Source organism: Nonomuraea rhodomycinica (assembly GCF_013363995.1).
In the GTDB taxonomy this organism is placed as follows: Bacteria; Actinomycetota; Actinomycetes; order Streptosporangiales; family Streptosporangiaceae; genus Nonomuraea; species Nonomuraea rhodomycinica.
The window spans coordinates 240,718-264,700 of the sequence record NZ_JABWGO010000004.1; the positions used below are offsets into that span (position 1 = coordinate 240,718).

Annotated in this window: 25 protein-coding genes, 1 tRNA gene and 1 riboswitch; of the genes, 14 read left to right on the top strand and 12 right to left on the bottom strand. The window is 72.1% G+C overall.

Features of this window, described 5'->3' with window-relative positions:
* Positions 1 to 85 precede the first annotated feature (85 nt).
* Entirely contained in the window at positions 86 to 1,492 is a 1,407-nt protein-coding gene (locus HT134_RS19825; RefSeq protein ID WP_175601907.1) for a vWA domain-containing protein, read from the bottom strand.
* Complete coding sequence (locus HT134_RS19830; RefSeq protein ID WP_175602221.1) at positions 1,485 to 2,324, bottom strand: AAA family ATPase; 840 nt, start codon at positions 2,322 to 2,324, stop codon at positions 1,485 to 1,487. The genes HT134_RS19825 and HT134_RS19830 overlap by 8 nt, the downstream gene beginning before the upstream one ends.
* 118 nt (positions 2,325 to 2,442) lie before the next feature.
* Between HT134_RS19830 and HT134_RS19835 the strand changes: the two genes are divergently transcribed.
* Positions 2,443 to 2,516, top strand: a tRNA-Lys gene (locus HT134_RS19835).
* Positions 2,517 to 2,572: 56 nt separating this feature from the next.
* Here HT134_RS19835 and HT134_RS19840 read toward each other — a convergent pair.
* Positions 2,573 to 2,986: a hypothetical protein gene (locus HT134_RS19840; RefSeq protein ID WP_175601908.1), complete on the bottom strand. Its 414-nt coding sequence runs from the start codon at positions 2,984 to 2,986 to the stop codon at positions 2,573 to 2,575.
* A gap of 56 nt (positions 2,987 to 3,042) precedes the next feature.
* Positions 3,043 to 4,791, bottom strand: coding sequence for an alpha/beta hydrolase (locus tag HT134_RS19845; RefSeq protein ID WP_175601909.1), 1,749 nt, complete (start codon positions 4,789 to 4,791; stop codon positions 3,043 to 3,045).
* Positions 4,792 to 4,917: 126 nt separating this feature from the next.
* Here HT134_RS19845 and HT134_RS19850 point away from each other — a divergent pair, with 126 nt between their 5' ends.
* Positions 4,918 to 5,295, top strand: a complete 378-nt coding sequence (locus HT134_RS19850) for a VOC family protein (RefSeq protein ID WP_175601910.1) — start codon at positions 4,918 to 4,920, stop codon at positions 5,293 to 5,295.
* 82 nt (positions 5,296 to 5,377) lie between these two features.
* Here HT134_RS19850 and HT134_RS19855 read toward each other — a convergent pair whose 3' ends face one another.
* Entirely contained in the window at positions 5,378 to 5,803 is a 426-nt protein-coding gene (locus HT134_RS19855; RefSeq protein ID WP_175601911.1) for a YkvA family protein, read from the bottom strand.
* A gap of 181 nt (positions 5,804 to 5,984) precedes the next feature.
* Between HT134_RS19855 and HT134_RS19860 the strand changes: the two genes are divergently transcribed.
* The 4 genes from HT134_RS19860 (at position 5,985) to HT134_RS19875 (ending at position 9,848) form a co-directional block, all read left to right on the top strand.
* Entirely contained in the window at positions 5,985 to 6,845 is an 861-nt protein-coding gene (locus HT134_RS19860; protein WP_175601912.1) for an aldo/keto reductase, read from the top strand.
* A 185-nt stretch (positions 6,846 to 7,030) separates the two neighbouring features.
* Entirely contained in the window at positions 7,031 to 7,231 is a 201-nt protein-coding gene (locus HT134_RS19865) for a DUF5302 domain-containing protein (RefSeq protein ID WP_175601913.1), read from the top strand.
* A gap of 199 nt (positions 7,232 to 7,430) precedes the next feature.
* Positions 7,431 to 7,569, top strand: a riboswitch (cyclic di-AMP (ydaO/yuaA leader).
* 205 nt (positions 7,570 to 7,774) lie between these two features.
* Positions 7,775 to 8,584: a hypothetical protein gene (locus tag HT134_RS45755; protein ID WP_246364694.1), complete on the top strand. Its 810-nt coding sequence runs from the start codon at positions 7,775 to 7,777 to the stop codon at positions 8,582 to 8,584.
* A gap of 403 nt (positions 8,585 to 8,987) precedes the next feature.
* The gene (locus HT134_RS19875) at positions 8,988 to 9,848 is read left to right on the top strand and encodes an alpha/beta fold hydrolase (protein WP_312888253.1); all 861 of its coding nucleotides are present in this window, start codon (positions 8,988 to 8,990) and stop codon (positions 9,846 to 9,848) included.
* Between the two features lie 143 nt (positions 9,849 to 9,991).
* Here HT134_RS19875 and HT134_RS19880 read toward each other — a convergent pair whose 3' ends face one another.
* The 5 genes from HT134_RS19880 to HT134_RS19900 form a co-directional block, all read right to left on the bottom strand.
* A complete protein-coding gene (locus HT134_RS19880) occupies positions 9,992 to 10,363 on the bottom strand; it encodes a hypothetical protein (RefSeq protein WP_175601914.1) in 372 nt (123 codons plus the stop codon).
* A gap of 37 nt (positions 10,364 to 10,400) precedes the next feature.
* Positions 10,401 to 10,832, bottom strand: a complete 432-nt coding sequence (locus HT134_RS19885; protein ID WP_217708105.1) for a roadblock/LC7 domain-containing protein — start codon at positions 10,830 to 10,832, stop codon at positions 10,401 to 10,403.
* Positions 10,829 to 12,001: an ADAM 12 protein gene (locus tag HT134_RS19890; protein ID WP_175601915.1), complete on the bottom strand. Its 1,173-nt coding sequence runs from the start codon at positions 11,999 to 12,001 to the stop codon at positions 10,829 to 10,831. The genes HT134_RS19885 and HT134_RS19890 overlap by 4 nt, the downstream gene beginning before the upstream one ends.
* 3 nt (positions 12,002 to 12,004) lie before the next feature.
* Complete coding sequence (locus tag HT134_RS19895; protein ID WP_175593873.1) at positions 12,005 to 12,382, bottom strand: roadblock/LC7 domain-containing protein; 378 nt, start codon at positions 12,380 to 12,382, stop codon at positions 12,005 to 12,007.
* 218 nt (positions 12,383 to 12,600) lie between these two features.
* Complete coding sequence (locus tag HT134_RS19900) at positions 12,601 to 13,857, bottom strand: DUF4032 domain-containing protein (RefSeq protein WP_175601916.1); 1,257 nt, start codon at positions 13,855 to 13,857, stop codon at positions 12,601 to 12,603.
* A 22-nt stretch (positions 13,858 to 13,879) separates the two neighbouring features.
* Here HT134_RS19900 and HT134_RS19905 point away from each other — a divergent pair, with 22 nt between their 5' ends.
* Entirely contained in the window at positions 13,880 to 15,466 is a 1,587-nt protein-coding gene (locus HT134_RS19905) for a DUF885 domain-containing protein (protein ID WP_312888255.1), read from the top strand.
* Positions 15,467 to 15,512: 46 nt separating this feature from the next.
* Here the strand turns inward: HT134_RS19905 and HT134_RS19910 are convergent, their stop codons facing one another.
* Positions 15,513 to 16,166 carry a class II aldolase/adducin family protein gene (locus HT134_RS19910; protein WP_175601918.1) on the bottom strand — a complete coding sequence of 218 codons (654 nt, stop codon included), beginning with the start codon at positions 16,164 to 16,166 and terminating at the stop codon, positions 15,513 to 15,515.
* Positions 16,167 to 16,281: 115 nt separating this feature from the next.
* On the opposite strand from HT134_RS19910, the gene HT134_RS19915 reads away from it, so the two are divergent.
* The gene (locus tag HT134_RS19915) at positions 16,282 to 17,358 is read left to right on the top strand and encodes a saccharopine dehydrogenase NADP-binding domain-containing protein (protein WP_175601919.1); all 1,077 of its coding nucleotides are present in this window, start codon (positions 16,282 to 16,284) and stop codon (positions 17,356 to 17,358) included.
* Between the two features lie 32 nt (positions 17,359 to 17,390).
* On the opposite strand, the gene HT134_RS19920 is transcribed toward HT134_RS19915, so the two are convergent.
* Positions 17,391 to 17,975 carry a TetR/AcrR family transcriptional regulator gene (locus HT134_RS19920; RefSeq protein ID WP_175601920.1) on the bottom strand — a complete coding sequence of 195 codons (585 nt, stop codon included), beginning with the start codon at positions 17,973 to 17,975 and terminating at the stop codon, positions 17,391 to 17,393.
* Between the two features lie 75 nt (positions 17,976 to 18,050).
* Between HT134_RS19920 and HT134_RS19925 the strand changes: the two genes are divergently transcribed.
* The 6 genes from HT134_RS19925 (at position 18,051) to HT134_RS19950 (ending at position 23,956) form a co-directional block, all read left to right on the top strand.
* On the top strand, positions 18,051 to 19,016 hold the full coding sequence (locus tag HT134_RS19925) for a carbohydrate kinase family protein (RefSeq protein WP_175601921.1): 966 nt from the start codon (positions 18,051 to 18,053) through the stop codon (positions 19,014 to 19,016).
* Positions 19,013 to 20,227, top strand: a complete 1,215-nt coding sequence (locus tag HT134_RS19930) for an aminotransferase class III-fold pyridoxal phosphate-dependent enzyme (RefSeq protein ID WP_175601922.1) — start codon at positions 19,013 to 19,015, stop codon at positions 20,225 to 20,227. Before HT134_RS19925 ends, HT134_RS19930 begins: the two co-directional genes overlap by 4 nt.
* A 187-nt stretch (positions 20,228 to 20,414) precedes the next feature.
* Entirely contained in the window at positions 20,415 to 21,854 is a 1,440-nt protein-coding gene (gene ngcE, locus HT134_RS19935) for an N-acetylglucosamine/diacetylchitobiose ABC transporter substrate-binding protein (RefSeq protein ID WP_175601923.1), read from the top strand.
* Between the two features lie 3 nt (positions 21,855 to 21,857).
* Positions 21,858 to 22,772, top strand: coding sequence for a carbohydrate ABC transporter permease (locus tag HT134_RS19940; RefSeq protein ID WP_175601924.1), 915 nt, complete (start codon positions 21,858 to 21,860; stop codon positions 22,770 to 22,772).
* A 1-nt stretch (position 22,773) separates the two neighbouring features.
* A complete protein-coding gene (locus tag HT134_RS19945; RefSeq protein ID WP_175601925.1) occupies positions 22,774 to 23,670 on the top strand; it encodes a carbohydrate ABC transporter permease in 897 nt (298 codons plus the stop codon).
* Between the two features lie 10 nt (positions 23,671 to 23,680).
* Positions 23,681 to 23,956 carry a 4a-hydroxytetrahydrobiopterin dehydratase gene (locus HT134_RS19950; protein WP_175601926.1) on the top strand — a complete coding sequence of 92 codons (276 nt, stop codon included), beginning with the start codon at positions 23,681 to 23,683 and terminating at the stop codon, positions 23,954 to 23,956.
* Positions 23,957 to 23,983: the final 27 nt, after the last annotated feature.

The window sequence follows — 23,983 nt, forward strand, 5'->3', positions numbered from 1 at the left end:
TCTGCCTCCTAGATCACCTAGTGCGCTTGAAGAGCGTTTTGCCCACTGTAGCCCACTCTGTCGCTCTCCCTACCTGACGGTAACGTCAGGCCAGGCCCTCGATGAACGCCGTGAGCTGGGAGACGTTGCGGCATTCGGTCATCGGCACGACGGCCGCGTACCCGCTGGCGACGGAGTCCCCCGTGTCCCACTGGGCCCGCGGCTCGGGGTTGAGCCAGTAGGCGTTGCGGGCCCGCCCGGCCAGGGCCTTCAGGGTGTCCAGCGCGGGCGGCTGGTAGTTGGAGCGGGCGTCGCCCAGGATCAGCAGCGACGTCTTCGGGCCGACGGCGTCGCCGTGGCGCTCGGCGAAGCGCTCCAGCGCGTACCCGTAGTTGGTGCGGCCGAAGCGGACCATGTCGGCCTCGTTCGCCATCCTCGTCATGGCGTCCACCACGTCCGTACCGCGCTGGAAGAACCGGGTGATCTCGTCCACCGTGTCCACGAACCCGAACGCCCGCACCTTCGCGAACTGCTCCCTCAGCGCGTACGTCAGCAGCAGCGTGAAGTGCGCGAACGACGAGACCGAGTCGCTGACGTCGCACAGCACGACCAGTTCGGGCCGGTGCGGCCGGGGCGGACGGAACGACGGCGTCAGCGGCACCCCGCCGCTCTGCAGGGACGTCCGCACCGTCCGGCGGAAGTCGAGCCGCCCGCGCCGGCCCCGCCGCCGGCGGATCGCCAGCCGCGTCGCCAGCCGCCTGGCCAGCGGATGCACCTCCCGGCGCAGCCGCGACAGGTCCTCGCGGGTGGCGCGCAGGAAGTCGACCTGGTCGAGCGGCGGGCGCACGGCCGAGCGCGCGATGCGCTCGACGCCCGACTCCTCGGCGATGCGGCGGCGGACGTCGGCGGCCACGGCCTCCTCGAAGCGCCGGATCCCGGCGTTCACCTGGTCGCGGACCGCCCGCTCCGCCAGGCCGCCGCGCTCGCGCCCGGCCAGCGCCTCGCGCAGGATCCCGGCCATCAGCGTCTCGGGGGACAGGGCCCGCATGACGCTGTACGAGAACCAGTTCTGGCGTCCCGGGCCGGCCTGCTGCCGGCCGTACCGCTCCACCATGGCGCGGGCGAACTCCCGCATCTCCGCGTCGCTCCCGCCGGTCAGCAGCCCGGCCAGCCGCGCCCGCGCCTCGGCGGTCCGCTCGGCGCCCTCGGCGGTCTGGGCGCCCCCGGCGGTCTGGGCGGTCTTGCCGGCCTCAGCGGCGCCGCCGGGCCGAGCCGGCGCACCGGACACCACCGGCGGGAACCACAGGTCGAACAGCACGTCGAACCCGGGCCGATGGGCGGGCCGCTTGACCAGCGTCGCCGCGTAGGCCGCGCGCAGCGACTCGCGCTCGGCCAGGTCGATCACCCGCAGGGCGCGCACCGCGTCCAGCCCCTCGGCCACGGACACGGGCACGCCCGCCTCGCGCAACGCCCGCACGAACCCGACATGCCGGTCGATCAGCGACTCACCCACCGGCGAGGCCCAGTTCCTTGACCGCCCGCCGATGGTCGGAGTCGTGCTTGAGCACCACGCCCAGCGTCCCGGCCACGGTCGCCTCGTCCAGCTCCTCGCGTCCCAGGGCCAGCAGCGTGTTGGCCCAGTCCACGGTCTCGGCCACCGACGGGGCCTTCTTCAGCTCCAGCCCGCGCAGGGTCGCCACCGTACGGGCGAGCTGCTCGGCCAGGTCGGCCCGGATGGTCGGCACCTGCGCGAGCACGATGTCCCGCTCCCGCTCGGGCGCCGGGTAGCCGATGTGCAGGTACAGGCAGCGCCGCTTCAACGCCTCCGACAGCTCGCGGGTGGCGTTGGAGGTCAGCACGACGTACGGCCTGCGCACGGCGGAGACGGTGCCCAGCTCGGGGATCGTCACCTGGAAGTCCGACAGCAGCTCCAGCAGCAGCCCCTCGACCTCGACATCGGCCTTGTCCGTCTCGTCCACCAGCAGCACGGTCGGCACGTCGGCCCGGATGGCCTTCAGGAGCGGCCGTTCGAGCAGGAACTCCTCGGTGAAGATGTCCTCGTCCGTGCTGGTGGCCTGGATGCGGAGCAGCTGCTTCTTGTAGTTCCACTCGTACAGCGCCCGGGCCTCGTCCAGCCCCTCGTAACACTGCAACCGGATGAGCTGGGACCCGCTCGCCCGCGCCACGGCCTTGGCCAGCTGCGTCTTGCCCACCCCGGCGGGCCCCTCGACCAGCAACGGCCTGCCGAGCGCGGCGGCCAGGAAGACGGAGGTGGAGATGGCGTCGTCGGAGAGGTATCCCGCGGCGGCCAGCCGCTCGCCGACCTGGGCGGGGGAGTCGAACATGAAGGCTCCTGTCGTCACAGCCGAACCTTATTCTAGTCTCGGGTCCGCCCGTCAGAAGAAGCCGGACTCCGGCCGATTCGACCAGGATGCCGAGTGCCGGTATATTCCTCTCAGCAACGCGCCGCTAGCTCAGTTGGTCAGAGCAGCTGACTCTTAATCAGCGGGTCCGGGGTTCGAGTCCCTGGCGGCGCACCGCCACAAGACCCCAGGTCGTCGGGAGACGGCCTGGGGTCTTCTGTGTTGAGGGGTCATTCGGACGGGCGCCCGTCCGGCCAGACGCAGGGGGAGGCGGCTCCTAGGTAGAGGTTGTCGCCTTCTGCCCAGGTGAGGGTGAGGGTGAAGCCGTCGGGCCGGGACTCGCCGCTCAGGTCGGGGTTACCGGCTCGCCCGGACGCGACGATGCGATGGCCTGCGGCTTCCCAGTGGGCGCGGACCTGCTGTGAGATCGACATGTTCTCGCTCTTGGGCACGTCACGTAGCCAGTAGGCGCGACCGACGACCACCTTGCCGTCAGGCTGATCGTCGCTGAGGCAGGCATGTGGTGCCACCGAGCTCTCGATCAGTTCCAATCGTGGTTGAGTGGCGAGAGCGTCTGCCGTGTCACGGATGAGCTGTTCTGCACGAGCGATGGCTTGAGCTTGACTGAGCGCGGGTTCGTTCACACTGCATCCCGAGAGTAGAAGTGCCAGCAAGACAAGGACAGAGCGCAGCACGGCGGTCACCTCTCAGTCGGGTCGCCTAGTTCGGGCATGAGCAGTTGGGGCTGCGTGTTGAGAGGTGCCGGTTGCACGATCTTCTCGTACTGGCCGTTGATAATCCGTCCCATGTTTTGCAGCGAAGCCGAATAGGGCTGCCAGTAGCTGCTGTGTGCCGCCGTGAAGACCTCTCTCCCCACGGGCATGTGTCGTCCTCCGAACGATGCATCGCCCGGGTCTGACCCGAAGCGCCCGAGAGCCGCGACAGGGTCGTTACCGGCCTCGCCCACCCAGACGTGCTCCGCCCTGACGCCCAACTGCCGAGCGTGATCGACTCCGACCCCAGGGCTGCCGATGAGGATGACATCGTCCGCGAAGCGCCCAGGACGTAGAACGGCGGCACGACCGGTGGTCAAGGACCCGTAGCTGTGACCGATGACGACAGCACGGGCATTGCCCGACGGCCTGTGGGCCGCGTGAAGGCCATCGCTGAAGGAGGCGAGCGCTTTACCGCCCTCCGCCGCGGCCGAGCCGAAGGCGACGGACTTGGCCGGATCCATGAGCCCCGGATCGAGTTGAGGGGCGTCGTAGCCCAGCCAGGTGATGGAGGCGATGGCGCGGTCCCCGCTGTAGTACGAGGCTTGCTGCCACAGTGCCCGCGACCGCTCCAGATCCCCGTGCGCCGCGTCCAGGCCCGACGTGAGTCCCGACACCGACGTGACCGTGATGTCCGCCGTATCCGGATCCCCCCACGAGACCACGAGCCGTCCCTGGCCCGTGACGTCGAACGCCAGCAACAGCGGCTCCGGGTGCCCCGGCACCGGCCGCAGTTCGGCCTCGATGAGGTCGATGCGCCGGAGCCGGGCCGCGATGCGTTCCCAGCCGCCCAGCAGGCCCGGGTCCGCCAGTCGGCCGAGGTCGGCCGTGGCCGTCGCCAGTTCCCGCTCCAGCCGTGCCCTCTGCTCGGCCAGCCAGCGGCGGTTCGCCCGGTCGCGGACGGTCGCCGGCAGGCCGTTCAGCAGTCCGAACCGGGGCAGCGCCGTCAGCCGTTCCCGTGTCCCGGCCGAGAGCGTGGCCCACCACGCGGCGATCCGCGCCGCCAGGCCCGTGTCGGCGCCGCCCTCCTGGACGGACAGCAGGCGCGTCACCGCCTCCTCGTCCCCGGCGCCGGCGCGGGCCAGCAGGCGCTCCGCCCCGCCGGGGTCCGCGGCGTGGGCGCCGAACAGGCCGTACGCGGCGAGTCCCGACGGCAGCGAGAGTCCCGGTACGGTCTCGCGGATGCGGTGCAGCCGCCGTCGCAGGTCGTCGCTCTGGGCCGCGGTCCAGGTGGCGATGCGGCCGAGCGCGTGGCCCGGTTCGGCGGACAGGGCCTGACCCGACAGCTCGGCGGCCAGGCGTGCCCCCGCGACGGGCAGCGTGTGCGCGGCGCGCCCCAGGGACGCCACCAGGGCGGTCATGGCGTCCGCGTCGATGCCCTGGAAACGTCCCGGGACGGGGGCCAGGGTCGTCACCGGCGTGGTCAACGCCGGCACCGCCGGGGCCGGGCCGCCGTGCCGTACGACGAGGAGGGCGAGGGCGTGCAGCGCGCCCGCGAGCGAGGACTGCAGGGCGGAGCGGTGGCGCGAGAGGGCGTCGGCGAAGGCGGGGGCGCCGCCGCCGACCCAGGCGTGGGCGTGCGTGAGCCGCGTCGCCGGGTCGAGGTCGGTGTGGTGGCCGGCGGCCAGCGCCGCGGCCCGTTCGTACGCCGCGAGCGCCGCCCTGTGATCCGCCATGACGCGGCCAAGAGTGCCAGGTCAGCCCGGTGGTTCTCAGGCGATCGGCGACTCACCCGGGTAAGTGCGTTCTTGGCTGGTTCGTCCGGAGGCGTGGCGGGAGTGATGAGGGGTAACGGAGGGGACATGGCGTGTCGGATCACTGAGTTGGTGCTGGACTGTCGCGATCCGGAGAGGTTGGCGGCGTTCTGGTGTGAGGTGCTGGGCTACGTCGTGCTTGAGCGGATCGACGGGTCTGTGGAGATCGGCCCGGAGAAGACGGAGGCCGGCGGGCTCCTGCCGATCCTCGTGCTCAGCCCGACCGACGAACCGAAGAGCGGCAAGCTGCGGCTGCACATCGACGTGAACGCGACCGACCGCGACCAGGACACCGAGCTGGAGAGGCTGCTCGCGGCGGGAGCCAGGCCGGTGGACGTGGGGCAGAGCGGGCAGGAGAGCTGGCACGTGCTGGCCGACCCGGAGGGCAACGAGTTCTGCCTGCTGCGGAGGAGGGTGGACGGGTGAGGCCGGGCTCTTCCCGTTCCGGGCTGGACTCTTCCCGTGCCGGGCCGTGCTCTTCCCGTTCCGCGCTGTGCGCCGGCCGGGGTCATCCACGGTCGCCGGGCGGTTCTCCGTCCTCCCGGCGGGGGTCGCCGAGCAGGCGGAGGAGCAGGCGCGGCTCGCCCGGCCAGGCCTCCAGCAGGACCTCGCGGGGGACCTGCCGGGCCGCGTACCGCAGCGCCAGGGCGACCACCACGATGTCGTCGAGCGGACCGATGACCGGCAGGAACTCGGGGATCAGGTCGACCGGGCTGGCCACCCACACGCCCGCGATCATGACGGCGACCTTGGCGCGGCGCGGCACGGCCGGGTGACGGCGGAGCCTGCGGACGGCGGTCAGGCAGTCAGGGATGAACGCGGCCAGATCCCGCAACACGCCGGGCGGCAGCCTGCGCGCCAGGAGGACCAGCACGCCCCAGGAGGCCGCCACGCACACGACCGTGACGGCGAGCCCGATCAACCAGCCCCGCACGCCGCCCCCTCATCTCACTTCGGTTCCCGGCCACGCTTCCGTTCCGGGCCTGGCCTCCGTTCCGGCCTCGTTCCCGGTCCCGGCCTCTCCGGTACGGCCTCACTTTACGGTCCGCACTTCACAGCCGGCACGGGGTAAGGGCTCCTTCCTCTTTCGACAGGTACGAGAGGAGGATGTGGGCATGAACAGGCGACCACTCGGACAGATCACCGTCAGCTCCATCGGTCTCGGCGCGATGCCCATGTCGGTGGCGGGACACATGCCCGACGAGGCCCAGTCGGTCCGGACCATCCACGCGGCCCTGGACGCCGGTGTGACGCTGATCGACACGGCTGACGCCTACACCCCCGCCCACGACCAGGTCGGGCACAACGAGCGGCTGGTCGCCAAGGCGCTGGCGAGCTGGGGCGGCGACCGGGACGCGGTGCTGGTGGCGACCAAGGGCGGGCACACGCGCGTCCCCGGAGGGGGCTGGGCCGTCGACGGCCGACCGTCGTACCTGGTGGAGGCGTGCGAGCGGTCCCTCAAGGCCCTCGGCGTGGAGGCGATCGGGCTCTACCAGCACCACCGGCCCGACCCGTCCGTGCCGTACGAGGAGACGATCGGCGCGCTGCGCGACCTGCTCGACGCCGGGAAGATCCGGATGGCGGGGATCTCCAACGCCGACCCCCGCCAGATCCGGACGGCCTACGACATCCTGGGCGGCCGGCTGGCGAGCGTGCAGAACCAGTACTCGCCCGCCTTCCGCTCCTCGGAGCCGGAGGTGGACGCGTGCGAGGAGCTGGGGGTGGCGTTCCTGCCGTGGTCGCCGCTGGGCGGGATCGGCTCGGCGGGGCGGCTCGGCGGGGAGTACGAGGCGTTCGCCAAGGTGGCCGAGGGGCGCGGGGTGTCGCCGCAGCGCGTCTGCCTGGCCTGGGAGCTGGCCCGCAGCCCGGTCGTGATCCCCATCCCCGGGGCCAGCCGGCCGGAGAGCGTCCTCGACTCGGTGGCGGCGGCCGATCTCGTGCTGACCACCGAGGAGCTCGCGCTGCTCGACGGCTGATCCAGGAGGGAGCGGTGCTGCTCGACGGCTGGATCTTCGATGGGCCCGGGTTTCGCGACGGCTGGTTCTCCGGCGGGTCCGGCTTGACCGGCGTTTGACACGCCCGGCGCCGCGCGGTCGGCCGGTTTCGCACGACGGGTACGGGCGTGCGAAGCTTTGAACGTCCCCAACACCAGGAGGTCCTCATGACGGAAACACCGGAGCCGGAAGTCAGCGAAACTCCCGAGGACGAGATGAAGCGCAAGTTCCGGGAGGCCCTGGAGCGCAAGCGCGCCCAGCAGAGCGGCTCGGGCGCTGGTGGCAAGGGCGGCGACGCTTCCAAGATCCACGGCGCTCACGGGCCGGCCGCCAGCAAGCGTTCCTTCCGCCGCAAGAGCGGAGGCTGACGCGCAGCGGGCAGGCGTCGTGAGCACGCGCTGAGACCTGGTTTTCTGGAGGGGTACGGCATGCCGTACCCCTCCTTTTCTTTGCCTGCAAGGTAGATCTTCACCCGTTTTATGGGGTTTCCTTTGCTATTGTCCGGTTCGCTGGCTAGAGTCGAACGCATCAACCGGTCAGTGACGTAGCCCTTCGCCAGGAAGCGGCGGCTGACCGGCGCCGAATCCCGCGCCAGCGGGAACCGGGGACCCAAACATCTGGGGTGAATCCGGCCCAACTCGGGCCGGTAGGGCATCTCCACGTCCGAACCCGTCAGCTAACCCGGTAGGCGAGATGGAGAGGACACGACTTCTATGCGCTACCGCGTACCCCCGGACGGGGCAGTGACACCAGCCGCCTGCTGAGCGGCACCCCCTTCCCCTGATCTTCCCTTTCGCGCTCCCGCGTAGCGCCCGTTTGGCGATCTGCCCGGCTACGCCCCCATCTGAGCGAGCGCGCCCTCCTGTACCCCACGTAAAGGACTCTTCCGACACATGTCCGCACGACTTGGCATGCGTTCTTTCTCCCTCCTGACGGCGGCCGTACTCGGCGCACTCACCATCGGAGCCGGCACTGCGGCCCACGCCGACACCGACGACGACCAGAAGGTTCTCCTCAAGGGCTCCACCACGGCCTCCTACTTCTGGGACGACTCCTCCGGCCGCGCCGGCGACACCGGCCTGCCGGCCAGCGGCAAGCCCATGCAGAAGGGCCTGGTCGCCAGCCCGAGCTGGCCCCTCATGACCGAGGGCTACGTCGTCTACAAGGGCAAGAAGGCCCCCTTCTTCGTCGGCGACCGCGGCCCCGGCATCCCCTCCAGCAGCGGCGTCATGCTCGACCTCGACGCCAAGACCTTCGCCGAGCTCACCGGCGGCCGTTTCAACTCCGAGACCCTCGGGGTGGACGGCGTCGGCGGCCAGGGCCACATCAAGGTGAGCTACGTCATCACCAAGTGGGGCAGCGGCCCGGGCAAGAAGAACCTCCCGGTCTCCTTCGCCTCCGGCGCCTGGCGGCGCGTCGACCGCAACCCGGCCAAGCCGCCGCTGCTCGCCGAGGACAAGTCCACCGCTCCGAAGGAGTCCGGCGCCGGCTCCGCCGGTGAGACGGCCTCCGTCTCCAAGCGGGACAAGGGCGACGACTCCGGCGTGGTGACCGCCTCCGAGCACACCTCGGGTCGCTCCACCGCCGAGGCCGGCGACGCCACCTCCGGCGACCAGGGCCTCAGCACCTCGGCCGCCCTCGCCCTGACGGGCGTGGCCGCGCTCGGCGGCGGCGCGTACCTCGGCCGCGACCGCCTGCGCAAGCTGCTCGTCAAGAGCTGACGCCGCGTGCGCGAGCTGCTCGTCACGAGCTGACCCCCGCCTGCGCGAGCTGCTCGTCACGAGCTGACCCCCGCCTGCGCGAGCTGCTCCTCGCGAGCCGACCCCCGAGTCGTCGAGCGCTGACGCCGCCCGGTCGTCAAGCGCTGACTCCTCCCGGCCGGCCGTGCCCCCCAGGCGGCATGCCGGCCGGCATCCGACCACACGGCCGGGTCCGGACGCCACCCCGTCCGGTCCGGCCCTCCCCCAGGGGCCTGCCTGCCTCTCCATCCGGGCCCCTGGTCACCCCGCTCCGGACCGCCGCCGCCCCGGCGGTTCCGGAGCGGGGTGACGCATGTCCGGCGCTCCTCACCGCACGGTCCGGCGCCCTTTACCGCCCAGTGATCCGAATGTCATTCTGTTCAACGTGATCGCGCGCGCGAAGGCCAACGGCATCGAGATCGCCTACGAGAGCTTCGGCACCCCCGGCGCCCGTCCGCTCCTGCTCGTCATGGGGCTGGGCACCCAGCTCATCCACTGGGACGACGACTTCTGCCGCCTTCTCGCCGAGCAGGGGCACCACGTCGTCCGCTTCGACAACCGCGACGCGGGCCTGTCCACGCACCTGCACGAGTTCGGCCGGCCGGAGCTCGGCGGCGCCGCGCCGTACCTGCTGGACGACATGGCCGACGACACGGCGGGGCTGATGGACGCGCTCGGGTGGCCCGCCGCCCACGTGGTGGGCGCCTCGATGGGCGGCATGATCGGCCAGGTGCTGGCCATCCGGCATCCCGGACGGGTGCTCAGCCTCACCTCCATCATGTCCACGCCCGGCCCGCGGGCCGCCCCGCCCACGCCCGCGGCGAGCGCGGTGCTGCTGGCCACGCCGCCCGCCGGGCGCGAGGAGGCCATCGCGCGGTCCCAGGCGGCCTGGGACCTGATCGGCTCGCCCGGCTACGAGCCGGACCGGGCGCGCATCGCGGACGTGGCGGGCCGCGCCTTCGACCGCTGCTTCGACCCGGCGGGCACCGCGCGCCAGCTCGCCGCCATCGTGGCCTCGGGCGACCGCACCGAGGCGCTGCGCGGGCTCGACGTGCCGGCGCTCGTGGTGCACGGCGAGGCCGACCGGCTCGTGCCCGTCTCGGGCGGACGGGCCACCGCCGAGGCCATCCCCGGGGCGAGGCTGCTGACCTTCCCCGGGATGGGCCACGACCTGCCGCGCCCGATCTGGCCGGACCTCGTCGCCGCCATCACGCGGCTGACCACCGGGCGGCCGTCCCCGCCATGACCCGGCTGACCACCGGGCGGCCGTCCCCGCCATGACCCGGCTGACCGCCGGACGGCCGCCCCCCATCACCCGGCTGACCGCCGGACGGCCGTCGCCCCCGCCCCCGCCGGCCGTCGGTCGCCGTCGCGCGGCTCGACGGCGGGCTAGACGTCCAGCTTCTCCTCGATGGAGCGCAGCTGGTGCCTGGCCATCGCCAGGTTGGCCCGGCTCCGGTCCAGGGCGAGGTAGAGGAACAGTCCCTTGCCGCCGCGCCCGCTGACGGGCCGGATGATGTGGTACTGCGAGCCGAGCGTGATGAGGATGTCCTCGATCGTGTCCTTGAGGCCGAGCGAGTCCATCGTGCGCAGCTTGGCCTTGACGACCTCGGTGTTGCCGGCGCCCGCGACCTGGAGGTCCAGGTCCTTGGAGCCGCCGAGCGCGCCCAGCGTCATGCCGCTGCCGTGATCGACGACCGCCGCCCCGATGGCGCCGTCGATCGTCATCATCTCTTTGAGCGAGACGTCCATGCTGGCCATGTCACTTCTCCGTTCTGTGGTGATTTCCTGGGGTGGGTCATCGCATCCGTGCTGCGATGGCGGCCACGGCGGCCGCCGTCTTGCGGCCCTCCAGCCGGAGCAGCCCGAGGTTCGTGCCGGGCTGGGCCAGGACTGTGAGGACGATGGTGGGGCCCGCGGCGTAGAACGCGGCGAACCCGGCCGTGCCCGAGATGAGCGTCTCCTCCAGGTCGCCCCTCCCGGACATGGCGAGCATGCGCCTGCTCATCGCGAGCAGGGCGGCGGTCAGCGCGGCGGTCCGCTCGCCGTTGTCGACCACGGGGTCGCAGGCGACGGCCAGCCCGTCGACCGTGCAGGCGACGCTGCCGCTGATGTCCGGGGTGCGCTCCCGGAGGAGCACCATCTCCTTGAGCACCTCGTCGTGCAGCTCCACCGGCGGCCTCCTTCTGAACGAGGGCAGTCTCACGACGGTGAGTGGGGGGAACCTCATGCGAGCTCCTCCAGGGCCTTCTTCAGCCGCATGAGCAGGGCCAGGTCCCTCGGGTCCGCCGTCACCGCCGGACCGAAGGACCGCCCCCGGCCGGACAGGCCGTGCGGGCCGGACAGGCCGTGCGGGCCGGGCGGGCCGGACAGGCCATGCGGGCCGGACGGGCCGGGCGGGTCAGGCGGCCCGGCCGGTGCCGCGAGTGGCCCGCCTCCGGGCGGAAGGGCCGGATCCGGCGGCTGAGGCGGCGCATCCGCCGGATCCGGGGTCTCGGGGGAGGGGCGGGCGCGCCGCCCGCCGCCGCGTGCGCGCTTGGGCAGCGCCGCCCCGCGCCGGCCACCGGCCTCGGGCGAGGGTGGGGGTGCGGCGGGCGCGGTCCCGGCCGCCTGAGAACCGGCGGCCCTGGACGCGGCGGGATCGACAGGAGCGGCAGGATCGGCGGAGCGGGCGGGGCTCGCCGTACGAGCGGGATCGGCCGACCCGGGAGAACGAGTGGGATCGGCGGCCCCGGCTGGATCGGCGGAGGGGGTGGGGTCGGGGGGCGTGAGGAGTCCGGAGGCGGCCAGTCGCCGTACCGCCAGCAGTACCGAATACCCCGAGCGGCCCAGCAGTCGCGCCAGGTCGAGCGGTGTCGCCTGTTCGTCGGCGCGGGTGACGATCTCCCACTGGACGGCGGTGAGCGTCACGCCCTGACCGGACAGCCGGGACGCCGGCCGCACCGGGGCGGTGTCCACGTCGGCCGACGGCCAGATCCGGGCGAGCTGCGCCCGGCGGCGCGCGCACTCCCGCACGAGCCCCGACACCTCGAAGTACCACCGGCCGCCCAGCCAGTGCCGCTCGCCGGGCCGGAACTTCGGCCGCGTCCCCGTGGCGGGCAGCAGGAAGAACGCGGCGTCCAGCACGGCGCCCAGCACGCAGAACTGCAGCTCCCCGAGCGTCACCGGCCCTTCGGCGAGCAGCCGCTCGCAGCCGCCGTCCGCCTGGATGCGGCGCAGCGCCTCCTCGGGCAGGCGGCCGCGCGCGGTCAGCAGCCGCTCGACGCCGGGCGTCTGGGCGCACTCCATGTACGTGATCCGCCCCTCGTCGAGGAAGACCGTGCCGGCCCGGCCGACGCGCAGGGCGCCGGTGGGGCGGTCGTTCGCGAGGCTCGCCAGCAGCGTGTCCAGGGTGGCCATCGGTCACGCCAGCAGCCGGCCGGAGATGTCCCGCAGGCGGTGGCGCGCGAGCGCCAGGTTGGAGCGCTCCAGGTCGAGGCGGACATAGATGACCAGCGGCCCCTCGAACACCGTCTCCATGAGCCGGAGCAGGTGGTGGCCGCGGTCCGTGGTGACGAGCATGTCGTCGATGCGGACGGTGTCGCCGGGACACGAGCGCGCCAGGCCGTCCATGGTGGCGCGCAGCGTCTCGGTCAGGGCGGCGGCGGAGCGCTCGGTGTCCACGCCCTGGGGCGCCCCGCTGGCGGCCACCGCCATGCCGCTGGTCTGGTCCAGCAGCATGGCGTCCAGCGCGCCCGGTATGGCCATGACCTCGGTCAGGCAGTCGTCCAGTCCGAGCACGGTTCCTCCCCTCGCCGTCTTGAAGACTGGGACAGCGTAGGAGCGGCACGGGTGTCACGGAGCGGAGCCGGGTGGCGGCGGTACGAAAGCTATACGGCGCGGAAGGAGAAAAACCCCACTGGGGCGCAGATTTCTCCGAGTTATCCGGATTGAGGCTGACTTAGGCGAATATTCTTCGTCTTTCCGCAGGTCAGCGGACCAGCCGACCTCTCAGCGGATCAGCCGGCCTTCTCCTCGGCGTCGTCCGCCTCGGCGTCGTCCGCGAGCCCCTCGGGCGGCTCGTCCGGGAGGACCGCCTTCTCGTCCGGCTTGTAGACGAGGACGTTCTCGATGTACGACTTCACGGCCGCCGCGAGGCCCACGTCGCCGTCGGCCTCCTCCGACAGGTACCACCGGTGGTCGAGGATCTCGTGGAAGACCTGGGCCGGGTCCAGCTTGGCCCGCAGGTCCGGCGGCAGCGCGTCGACCGTCGGCTGGAACACCTCGGCCAGCCAGCGGTGCGCCACGATCGCCTCGTCCTCGTGCCGCAGGCCCTTGGCCACGCGGAAGCCGTCGAGGTCGTTGAGCAGCCGCCGCGCCTGGTTCTCCTCCACGTCCAGGCCGGTCAGGCGGAGCAGGCGGCGCTGGTGGTGGCCGGCGTCGACCACCTTGGGCCGCACGATCAGCCGGCCGGTGCCGACCTTGCGCCGCACCATCATCTCGGCCACGTCGAACCCGAGCAGGTTCAGCCGCCGGATCCGCTGCTCCACCCGGTGCCAGTCGACCTCCTCGATGATCTCGTCCTGGGTGATCTCGTTCCACAGCCGGTGGTAGCGGTTGACGATGTCCTCGGCCGTCTCCATGGGGTCCACGGACGGGTGCAGCAGGCCGCCGGCCTCCAGGTCCAGCATCTCGCCGAAGATGTTGGTGTGGGCGACGTCGATGTCGGCCAGCCGCTGCCCCTCGCTGATCATCGGGTGCATCTCGCCGGTCTCGGCGTCCACCAGGTACGCGGCGAACGCCCCGGCGTCCCGGCGGAACAGCGTGTTGGACAGCGAGCAGTCGCCCCAGTAGAACCCGTTCAGGTGCAGCCGCACGAGGAGCACGGCCAGCGCGTCGAGCAGCCGGGTCAGCGTGTCGGGCCGCAGCGTGCCGGACATCACGGCCCGGTACGGGAGCGAGAACTGCAGGTGGCGGGTGATCAGGGCGGCGTCGAGCCCCTCGTCGCGGCCGGTGACGTAGGCGACCGGCTCCACGGAGGGGGCGTCCAGGCGGGCCAGGTCCCACAGGAGCTGGTACTCGCGGCGGGCGTACCGCTCGCTGATCTCCTTGATCGCGTACACCTTGCCGGAGAGCCGGGCGAAGCGCACGACGTGCCGGGAGATGCCCCGGGGAAGGTCGACGAGGTGGTGCTGGGGCCAGTCGGCCAGCGGGCGGTCCCACGGAAGCCCGATGAGGTCAGGATCTTCGAGCGCTCCGGTGATCTGCAGCGGCATTTCTACAGGATATTGTGCGGCGGTGGACGAGTTTCTCAAATGGTACTTTTCCGGCCGTCCGGTGATCGCCAGCGTTCTCGGCGCCGACGGCTACGACCACACGCTCGGCGACTTCTCGGCCGAGGCGTGGACCACCCGCGCCCGCGAGACCGAGGCCTGGCTGGAGCGGCTGTCCGCCACGGAGCCCTCCACCCTCGACGACGAGCTCGACCGGGACCTCGTCGTCTCCCAGCTCAGGGGCGCGGTCGCGCTGGAGTCGTGGCCCGAGTGGCGCCGCGAGCCGGCCGCGTACCTGAACCCGATCTTCGGTTCCCTGTTCACCCCCTTCCAGCAGCGGCTCAAGCCCGAGGCCGAGCTGGTGGACGCCGCCATCGCCCGGCTGGCCGAGGTCCCCGCCGTGCTCGCCGCGTGCCGCGCCAACCTCGACCCCGACCTGGCCGCGCCCCTCCTGGTGCAGCGGGCGCTGGGGCAGGCGCGCACCGGCCGCAGGTTCCTCACCGAGACTGTGCCCGGCATGGTCGCCGACGAGGCGGCCCGGGCCCGGCTGGCCGAGGCCGCCAAGCCGGCCGGCCACGCCTTCGACGAGCTCGTCACGTTCCTGGAGGGCTTCCGGTGCGGCGGCACCTGGCGCATGGGCGAGAGCCTGTACTCCACGCTGCTGCGTGAGCGCGAGATGCTCGGCTACGGCGCCCCCGAGCTGCACGAGAAGGGCAAGGCCGCCTGGGCGGAGCTCGACGGGCGGATGCGCGAGGTGGCGCGCGGAGTCAACGGCACCACCGACTGGCGGGCCGCCATGGAGTCCCTCATGGACGACCACCCGCCGACGCTGGCCGACATGCGCGCCGAGTACGAGGCCGAGACGCGCCGGGCCCGGGAGTTCGTCCGGGAACGCGACCTCGTCACCTTCCCCGAGGGCGAGGAGTGCCTGGTCCTGCCCTCGGCGGAGTACAACCGGCCCATCGTGGCCGTGGCCCACTACCTGGCCCCGCCGCCGCTGACCAGCTCGCGCACCGGCGTGTTCTTCGTGCCGTACACGCCGGACGGCTTCACCGACGAGCAGGTGCGGCAGCGGCTGCGCACGAACTGCCGGGCCCAGATGCCCTCGATCGCCGTCCACGAGGCCTACCCCGGGCACCACTGGCACCTGTCGCACATGGCGGCCAACCCGCGCACGGTGCGCAAGGTGTTCCGCACGCCGTACTTCACCGAGGGCTGGGCCCTGTACGTCGAGAAGGTCCTGCACGAGGAGGGCTACTTCGACACGCCCGCCACCGAGCTGGCCCACCTCGACTGCCGCATCTTCCGGGCCGCCCGGATGGTGGTGGACACCGCGCTGCACTGTGACGACATGACGATCGAGCAGGCCGAGGAGTTCATGTCCACCAAGGCGTCGCTCTCGCCGGGGACGGCCCAGGGCGAGGTCAGCCGCTACTGCGCCTGGCCCACGCAGGCGCCGTCGTACCTGACGGGCGCGATCGAGATCGACCGCGTCAGGCAGTCGTACGCGGGGTCGCCGAAGGAGTTCCACGACCTGATCGCCGGCTCGGGCGGCATGCCCCTCGGGCTCGCGGAGAAGGCCGTTACGGGGTCCTCCGCCCAGCAGAGCTGAGCGAAGCCCCGGGGCCAGAGGCCGTGCGGGTCACAGGCCGTGCGGGTCACAGGCCGTGCGGGTCAGCGGGCCGGCGGGGGAAGTGGGGCGGGTTGACCGCCCGCTCCACGACCGCGTCGAGCTGCTCGGGCGTCAGGACGGCCGGCCGGCCCACCCCGAGCGCCCGCACGTACACCTCGCACAGCCACTCCAGCAACCGCGTCGCCTCGAACGCCTGCTCCAGCGTGGCGCCGATGGTCACCCCGCCGTGATTGGCCAGCAGCGCCGCCTGCCGGCCGTCGAGCGCCGCGCGCACGTTCGCGGCCAGCTCGGGCGTGCCGTAGGTGGCGTACGGGGCGACGCGGACCGTGCCGCCGAGCAGCAGCGTGTTGTAGTGGATCGGCGGCAGCTCGGTCATCGTCGTCGCCACCACCGTCCCGAACACCGAGTGCGTGTGGACGACCGCCTGCGCCGTCGTGCTCGCGTAGACGGCCAGGTGCATCGGGGTCTCCGAGGACGGCTGGAGGTCGCCCTCCACCAGGTGGCCGTCCATGTCCACGACCGGGCACATCTCCGGGGCGAGCCGGTCGAGCGCCACGCCCGACGGGGTGACGGCGACCAGGTCGCCCTCGCGGACGCTCAGGTTGCCCGAGGTGCCGATCACCAGGCCCAGCTCGACGGCGCGCCGGCCGTACGCGCACAGCTGCTCACGGGGGCTCATGGGCGGCAATGTAGTCGGTCGTCCGAAATACATCAACGGCATTGACGGTGCGTCGTCGCGAACATACGTTCGGGGAGTCGTGGTTGCATACCCGGAGTATGGAAGAGGTCCCGTCATGGACGCACCGACCGTCGCGATCTACGGCGCCAACGGCCACACCGGACGGCTGGTGGCCGCCGAGCTGCTGGCCCGCGGAGCGCGCGTCCTGCTCGCCGGCCGCGACGGGGCCGCCCTGGACGCCCTCGCGGCCGAGCTGGCCGAGCTGGCCGATTCCACCCGGGACGCTGCGGAGGCCGCGCCGGCGGACGGACCCGCCCGGGTCCGCACGAGAGCCGTGTCCCTGGACGACCGTGACGGGCTGCGCGGACTGGCGGAGGAGTGCGCCGTCGTCGTCCACTGCGCCGGGCCGTTCGCGGAGACCGCCGTGCCCGTCGCGGAGGCGGCCGTCGCGGGCCGCTGCCACTACGTCGACCACGCCGTGGAGCCACACCCGGTGAAGAAGCTGTTCGACACGATGGGGGCGGCGGCCGAGCGGGCCGGGATCGTCATGGTGCCGCAGCTCAGCTTCTACGGCGGCGTCGCGGACCTGCTCGCCGCGGCGGTGACCGAGGGCATGACCGGGGTCGACCGGCTGACCGTCGGCTACTCGGTGACGGGCTGGCGGATGACGCCGGCGGCCGTGCGGACCGCCGAGCTGCTCATCGGCGAGATCGACCGGGTGACGTTCGCGGACGGCGCGCAGCGCGTGGGGCCGGTGGAGATCCGCAACACGGTCTTCCCGTTCCCGCCGCCGGTCGGGCCGCGCACCATGATCGCGCCGTTCCCCTCGGGGGAGGTGGTGACGATCCCGCGGCACGTACCGGCCCGGTCGGTGGAGTCGCAGCTCACGGCGAGCACGTTCGAGGAGCAGCAGGTCTTCACCAGCCAGGACGCGACGCCCGAGGAGCGCGCCCGCACCGAGTTCACGGTGGCGGTGCAGGCCACCGCCCCCGGCGGCGGCGGGCGCAACGGCCACGTGCGCGGACGCGACATCTGGTGGGTCGGCGCGCTGGCCTCGGCCGAGGCGGCGGTGCGGCTGGCGCGGGGCGAGGGGCCGAGCAAGGCCGGCGTGCTCAGCACGGCGGAGGCGTTCCCCGCGGTGCCGTTCCTGCACCGCCTGGAGGAGCTCGGCGCCTTCACCCTGCACCTGTGATCCCCGCTGTGCGGACGTGAGGGAGACAGGGGTCAGAGGCGGTCGAGGTGGGCGAGCATGAGGCGTTCGAGGTCCACCCGCGTCAGGCGGCCCGGGTAGAGGAGCAGGTGCAGGCTCAGCCCGTCCACCAGGGCCAGCAGGTGCTCCGTGACGTCGTCCAGGTTGTCCTCCGTGGACAGCTCGCCCGCCTCGCGCGCCTGCGCGAGCAGGCCGCGTACGGCGGCGCGCAGCTCCTCGGCCTCGGCCCGCTGCACCTCGGCCAGCCGCTCGGCGGCCAGGCTGCGGCTCCAGAAGCTGACCTCCAGGCGCGTCTCCTGGGTGCGCTCGGCGTCCAGCGGCAGGTTGTCGAGCAGCAGCTCGCGCAGCGCGGCGAGCCCTGTGACGCCCTCGACCCGGCGGGTGATGCGCTCGCGGATGCGCTGGTGGGACTGGCGCAGCGCCGAGAGCAGGATCTCGTCCTTGTCGGCGAAGTAGTGGGCGAGCACGCCGTTGGAGTAGCCCGCCTCCTTCGCGATGGCGCGGGTGGTGGCGGCGTCGATGCCGTCGCGGACGATCACGCGGCGGGCCGCCGACAGCAGTTCGCGCCGGCGCTCGTCGTGGTCAACGATCTTGGGCAAGGCGCCGTCCCCCTTCGTGCGTCGTACACCTCCCAGCATATTGACTTTTTATTCGGACGTCTGTCTATTTAGACCATGACCGTCGCCACCGTCGGCGTGCACATCGTCGACATCCTCGCCAGGCCCGTCGAGCGCATCCCCGCGGGCCAGGACACCGTGCTGGTCGACCAGATCCGGCTGACCGCCGCGGGCGCCGCGGCCGGCACCGCCGTGGACCTGGTCAAGCTGGGCAACGACGTCGTCACCATGGGCGCCGTCGGAGACGACGAGCTCGGCGACTTCCTGCTGGCGGTCCTCGCCAAGCGGGGCGTCGACGCCTCCCGGCTGGTGCGGCGGGCGGGGGAGCAGACCGCCGCGTCGATCCTGCCGATCAGGCCGGACGGCGGGCGGCCGAGCTTCCACGTGCCCGGCGCCAACCTGGGCGTGACGCTCGCCGACCTCGACGTGGAGGTGCTGCGCGGAGCGCGCGCCGTCCACCTGGGCGGCGTGGACGTGACGTTCGGGCTGGGCGAGCCCGCCTTCTTCGCGCTGCTCGACGAGCTGCGGGCAGGCGGGACCATCGTGACGATGGACCTGCTGTCGGAGCTGCCGGACCTGCTGGGGATGGCCCGCGCGTTCCTGCCCCACGTCGACTACGTGCTGCCCAACGCGTCCCAGGCGCTGCTCATGACCGGGCTTGGCGGCGATGACGGCGACGGCGGGAACGGCGGCGACGGCGGTGACGTGGCCGAGGCGGCGCTGGCGCTGCTCGCCGACGGGCCGCGCGGCGTGCTCGTCACGCTCGGCGGCGACGGCAGCCTGGTCGCCACCGCCGACGGCGTCGAGCACCTGCCGGCCCTGAAGGTGGAGGTCTCCGACACGACCGGGTGCGGCGACGCGTACTGCGCCGGCTTCATCACCGGCCTGCTGCACGGGCGGGACGTGCCGGAGGCCGCCCGCTGGGGCACGGCCGCCGCCGCCCGCGTCGCCACCGGCCTCGGCTCCGACGCCGGCATCACCGACCTGGACTCCACCCTCGCCCTGCTGAAGGAGATTCGATGAAGGACGCCGAGCTGCGCGCGCGGGCCGCGAAAGTCGTCCCGGGCGGCATGTACGGCCATCTCAACGCCGCCATCTTCGCCCCCGGCTACCCGCAGTTCTTCGAGCGGGGCGAGGGCTGCCGGCAGTGGGACGTCGACGGCCGCGAGTACATCGACTTCATGTGCAGCTGGGGCCCCGTCGTGCTGGGCCACCGGCACCCGCGCGTCGAGGAGGCCGCGGCCCGGCAGCTCGCCCAGGGCGACTGCCTGAACGGCCCGGGCCCCGTCATGGTGGAGCTGGCCGAGCTCCTGGTGGACCTGATCCCCAGCGCGGACTGGGCGATGTTCTCCAAGAACGGCACCGACGCCACCACCCAGGCGCTCATGGTGGCCCGCGCGGCGACCGGCCGCACGAAGGTGCTCATGGCGCACGGCGCCTACCACGGCGCCGACCCGTGGTGCACGCCCTCGCCCGCGGGCACCACGCCGAACGAGCGGGCCGACCTGGTCGAGTTCGCCTACAACTCGCTGGAGTCGCTGGAGGCCGCGGCGGCGACGGTCGAGGGGGACGTGGCGGCGATCATCGTGACGCCGTTCAAGCACGACTCGTTCGAGGACCAGGAGCTCGTGGAGCCGGCCTTCGCCAGGGGGGCGCGGGCGCTGGCCGACCGGCTGGGCGCCGCGCTGGTGATCGACGACGTGCGGGCGGGCTTCCGGATCGACCTGCGCGGCTCGTGGGAGCCGTACGGGGTGCGCCCTGACCTGACGGCGTGGTCCAAGGCCATGGCCAACGGCTACCCGATCGCCGCCGTGACCGGCACCGACGCGTTGCGCGGCGCGGCCCAGACCCTGTACTCGACCGGCTCGTTCTGGTTCTCGGCGGTGGCGATGGCGGCGGCCAAGGCCACGATCGAGACGCTGCGCGACGAGGACGGCATCGCCGCGATGGAGCGCGCCGGCAGCCGCCTGCGCGAGGGCCTGTACGCGCAGGCCAAGGCGCACGGCTTCACCGTGAACCAGACGGGCCCGGTGACGATCCCGTGGCTCAGCTTCGACGGCGACGCGGACCTGTCCACGGCCCTGTACTGGAGCGACGCCTGCCTGCGGCACGGCGTCTACATCCACCCGTGGCACAACTGGTTCATGTCGGCGGCGCACACGGAGGAGGACGTGGCCCGCGCCCTCGAAGGGACGGACCTGGCCTTCGCCGAGACCCGCGCCCACCTCGGCTGAGCGGGCCCTTGCCCTCGCCGCCCCGCGTGGATGATCCTGTCAGCCAGCCGGGGGGACGCGAGGGCGGATGTCGCGGGGTCACGGCGAGGTCACGTCTCGATCGCGGCCCCTTGACGCAGGTCGGGGGGCGTCCGTACGTTCGGGCAAACGTTAGGAAACTTTCCTAATCCGCCCGTCAGGAGCCCCCATGACCCATCCCGGCGAGATCACCCGAAGGCAGCTCATCCGGCGCGTCGGCCTGACCGCGCTGGTCGTGGGGCCCGGAGCGGGCCTGCTGAGCGGCTGCGCCACCGGCGGCGGTGAGGAGCCGGCCGCGCCCGTCACCTCCGCCGCCGGCTCGGCCGACCCGCGCAACCCGTTCGGGGTGGACGCCAAGAAACCGCTGAAGGTCACGATCTTCAGCGGCGGGTACGGCGACGCGTACGCCAAGGAGATCCACGAGGCGCTGTACAAGAAGGAGTTCCCCGGCGCGGCCGTCGAGCACGACGCCACCCAGCAGATCAGCACCCAGCTCCGCCCGCTGTTCGTCAGCGGCGACGTGCCCGACGTGGTCAACAACTCCGGCCCCCAGGCGCTCGACCTCGTGGCGCTGGCCGAGCAGGGGCACCTGGCCGACCTGACGGGCCTGTTCGACGCCCCGTCGATCGACGACCCCGCCAAGAGGATCCGCGACGTCGTCACCCCGGCCGTCCTCGACAACGCCAAGATCGACGGCAAGGACCTCGTCCTCAACTACACGGTCTCCCACCGCGCCCTGTGGTACAACGCCAAGCTGTTCGCCGCCAAGGGCTGGGCGGTGCCGAGAACGTGGGCCGAGTTCACCGCCCTGGGCGACAAGGCCAAGGCCGAGGGCATCCTGCTCTTCGCGTACCCGGGGCAGAAGGGTCCGTACTACCAGCTCTGGAACGTCCTCTACACGGCCGCCAAGATCGGCGGCAACCAGGCGATCATCGACATCGACAACCTCGTCGACGGCGCCTGGAAGGCGGAGCCGGTCAAGCAGGCCGTCACCGCCTGGGCCGACATCCAGGCGAAGTACGGCGACAAGGCGTACTTCGGCCTCGACCACACCCAGACCCAGGTCAAGCACCTCCAGGACAAGCTGCTCTTCTACCCGGTCGGCTCCTGGATCGAGAACGAGATGGCCAAGGACAAGCCCGACGGCTTCGAGTACGCCATCGCCCCCATCCCCGACGTCACGGCGGCGGACAAGATGCCGTACGGCGCGATCCAGGTCGGCGTCGGCGAGAACTTCTTCGTCGCCGCCCGCGGCAAGAACCCGCAGGGCGGCCTGGAGTACCTGCGGATCATGCTCTCCAAGGAGGGCGCGCGCGGCTTCACGGAGAAGACCCAGAACCTCACGGTGGTCAACGGCGCGGCCGAGGGGCTCGACCTGCCGCCCGGCCTGCGCAGCGCGGCCAAGGCCCAGGACGCCGCCGGGCAGAACATCATCACCGACGCCCGCTTCGAGGGCTGGTACAAGGAGCTGTTCGACTACGGCACCGAGCAGATCAACGTGGTCATGGCCGGGCGGATCACCCCCGACGAGTTCTGCTCCCGCATGCAGGCCAAGGCGGACGCCATCAAGAAGGACTCGTCCGTGCCCAAGCAGACGCGGGGCGAGTAGCCCATGGAGCGCTGGCGCACGTACGGCTTCGTCGCCGGGTTCCTCGCCGTCCCGATGGTCCTGTACACGGTGTTCGTCATCAGCCCGTACGCCCAGGCGTTCCAGATCTCGCTGACCGACTGGAACGGGGTCTCCGCCCGGCTCCACTACGTCGGGCTGGACAACTTCGGGCGCCTGCTCGGCGACGAGGTGTTCTGGCGCGCCCTGCGCAACCACGGCATCCTGCTGCTGGTGCTCCCGATCGCGACGATCGTGATCGCGTTGTTCTTCGCGTTCCTGCTCAACCTGGGCGGCGGCGCGCGCGGGCCCGGCATGGCCGGCGTGCGAGGTTCGGCGTTCTACCGCGTCGTGTTCTTCTTCCCGCAGGTGCTCGCCGTCGCCGTGGTCGGCGTGCTGTTCAAGGCCGTCTACCGGCCCGACGAGAGCGGCGTGATCAACGGCGCGCTGATCAGGCTCGGCCTGGAGCCGGTCGGCTGGCTGATCGAGCCGGACCTCGCGCTCTGGGCGATCATCGCGGTGATGGTCTGGCAGGCGGTCGGGTTCTACGTGGTGCTGTTCTCGGCCGGGATGGCGGCCATCCCCAAGGACTACTTCGAGGCGGCGGCGCTCGACGGGGCCGGGCGGGTCCGGCTGTTCTTCTCGATCACCCTCCCGCTGCTGCGCGACACCGTGCAGGTGGGGTGGGTGTACCTGGGCATCGCCGCCTTCGACGGGTTCGCGCTGATCCAGGTGCTGGCCGGGGACAAGGGCGAGCCGGACGGCGCCACGACCGTGCTGCCCATCGAGATCTGGAAGAACGCCTTCTCCTACTCCAAGGTGGGCTACGCCTCCGCCATGGGCGTGGCGCTGTTCTTCCTGACCGTGACGTTCGCGGTGCTGACGCTGCGCACCACCCGGCGGGAGAGGATCGACCTCTGACATGGCCCCGGACTCCCTCGACTCCGTCCGCCCGGTCCGCTCCTCCCGGAGCGTCCCCGCCGACCGGCCGCGGCCCGGCGTGCTGAACGGGCTGTCGCACGCCGCGCTGGCCGTCTGGGCGCTGCTGATCGTCGCGCCGCTGCTGTGGACGTTCCTGGCCTCGTTCAAGAGCAACACCGAGATCTTCGGGGACGCGCTCCAGCTGCCGGGCGAGCTGCGGCTCGACGCGTGGGGGCGGGCCTGGGGCAAGGCGCACGTCGGGCGGTACCTTGCCAACACCGCCGTCGTCGTCGCCTTCAGCACGTTCGGCACGATGCTGTTCGGGTCGATGGCCGCGTACGTGCTCGCGCGCTACCGCTTCCCGGGCAGCCGGGTGATCTACTACTACTTCACGGCCGGCATGGCGTTCCCGGTGTTCCTGGCGCTCGGGCCGCTGTTCTTCGTGGTCAAGCGGGTCGGACTGCTGTACACGCACACCGGCGTCGTCCTGGTCTACATCGCGTACTCGCTGCCGTTCACGATCTTCTTCCTGGCGGCGTTCTTCCGCACGCTGCCCGAGAGCGTGGCCGAGGCGGCCCGCATCGACGGCGCCTCCCACACCCGCACGTTCTTCCAGATCATGCTGCCCATGGCCCGGCCCGGCCTGGTCAGCATCACGATCTTCAACGTGCTCGGCCAGTGGAACCAGTACCTGCTGCCCCTGGTGCTGCTCGCCCGCGACGAGAAGGACTGGGTGATCACCCAGGGCATCGCCAACATCTCCACCCTGGCCGGCTACGAGGCCGACTGGCCCGGGTTGTTCGCCGCGGTCTGCATGGCGATCCTGCCCGTGCTCGTCGTCTACGTCGTCTTCCAGCGCCAGATCCAGTCCGGGCTCGGCGCCGGGGCACTGAAGTAACGTGACCTGCATGGACGTCGAGAAGATGCTCGCCGGGGTGCCCGCCTGGCACCGCGAGGGCGAGGAGATCCGCCGCACGGTCACCGCGCCCGACTTTCCCACGGCCATCCGCATCGTGGACGCGATCGCGGTCAAGGCCGAGGAGCTGAACCACCATCCCGACATCGACATCCGGTGGCGCAGACTGCATCTCGCGCTCACCACGCACGACAAGGGACACCTGACCGAGACGGACTTCCGGCTGGCCGCCCTCATCGACGGGATCGTCGCCGAACACGGTGCGTAGTCGCATCGTCACCCGCTAGAGTGGTGG

What these genes read in the sequence shown, in the direction of transcription:
- HT134_RS19940 (WP_175601924.1), top strand. Translation starts at nt 21,858, where the DNA reads ATGGAGCGCTGGCGCACGTACGGCTTCGTCGCCGGGTTCCTCGCCGTC.
- HT134_RS19890 (WP_175601915.1), bottom strand. Translation starts at nt 12,001, where the DNA reads ATGGCCACCCTGGACACGCTGCTGGCGAGCCTCGCGAACGACCGCCCC.
- HT134_RS19910 (WP_175601918.1), bottom strand. Translation starts at nt 16,166, where the DNA reads ATGAGCCCCCGTGAGCAGCTGTGCGCGTACGGCCGGCGCGCCGTCGAG.
- HT134_RS19925 (WP_175601921.1), top strand. Translation starts at nt 18,051, where the DNA reads ATGACCGTCGCCACCGTCGGCGTGCACATCGTCGACATCCTCGCCAGG.
- HT134_RS19850 (WP_175601910.1), top strand. Translation starts at nt 4,918, where the DNA reads ATGGCGTGTCGGATCACTGAGTTGGTGCTGGACTGTCGCGATCCGGAG.
- HT134_RS19865 (WP_175601913.1), top strand. Translation starts at nt 7,031, where the DNA reads ATGACGGAAACACCGGAGCCGGAAGTCAGCGAAACTCCCGAGGACGAG.
- HT134_RS19860 (WP_175601912.1), top strand. Translation starts at nt 5,985, where the DNA reads ATGAACAGGCGACCACTCGGACAGATCACCGTCAGCTCCATCGGTCTC.
- HT134_RS19945 (WP_175601925.1), top strand. Translation starts at nt 22,774, where the DNA reads ATGGCCCCGGACTCCCTCGACTCCGTCCGCCCGGTCCGCTCCTCCCGG.
- HT134_RS19845 (WP_175601909.1), bottom strand. Translation starts at nt 4,791, where the DNA reads ATGGCGGATCACAGGGCGGCGCTCGCGGCGTACGAACGGGCCGCGGCG.
- HT134_RS19915 (WP_175601919.1), top strand. Translation starts at nt 16,282, where the DNA reads ATGGACGCACCGACCGTCGCGATCTACGGCGCCAACGGCCACACCGGA.
- HT134_RS19880 (WP_175601914.1), bottom strand. Translation starts at nt 10,363, where the DNA reads ATGGCCAGCATGGACGTCTCGCTCAAAGAGATGATGACGATCGACGGC.
- HT134_RS19900 (WP_175601916.1), bottom strand. Translation starts at nt 13,857, where the DNA reads ATGCCGCTGCAGATCACCGGAGCGCTCGAAGATCCTGACCTCATCGGG.
- HT134_RS19885 (WP_217708105.1), bottom strand. Translation starts at nt 10,832, where the DNA reads ATGAGGTTCCCCCCACTCACCGTCGTGAGACTGCCCTCGTTCAGAAGG.
- HT134_RS19950 (WP_175601926.1), top strand. Translation starts at nt 23,681, where the DNA reads ATGGACGTCGAGAAGATGCTCGCCGGGGTGCCCGCCTGGCACCGCGAG.
- HT134_RS45755 (WP_246364694.1), top strand. Translation starts at nt 7,775, where the DNA reads ATGCGTTCTTTCTCCCTCCTGACGGCGGCCGTACTCGGCGCACTCACC.
- ngcE (WP_175601923.1), top strand. Translation starts at nt 20,415, where the DNA reads ATGACCCATCCCGGCGAGATCACCCGAAGGCAGCTCATCCGGCGCGTC.
- HT134_RS19930 (WP_175601922.1), top strand. Translation starts at nt 19,013, where the DNA reads ATGAAGGACGCCGAGCTGCGCGCGCGGGCCGCGAAAGTCGTCCCGGGC.
- HT134_RS19830 (WP_175602221.1), bottom strand. Translation starts at nt 2,324, where the DNA reads ATGTTCGACTCCCCCGCCCAGGTCGGCGAGCGGCTGGCCGCCGCGGGA.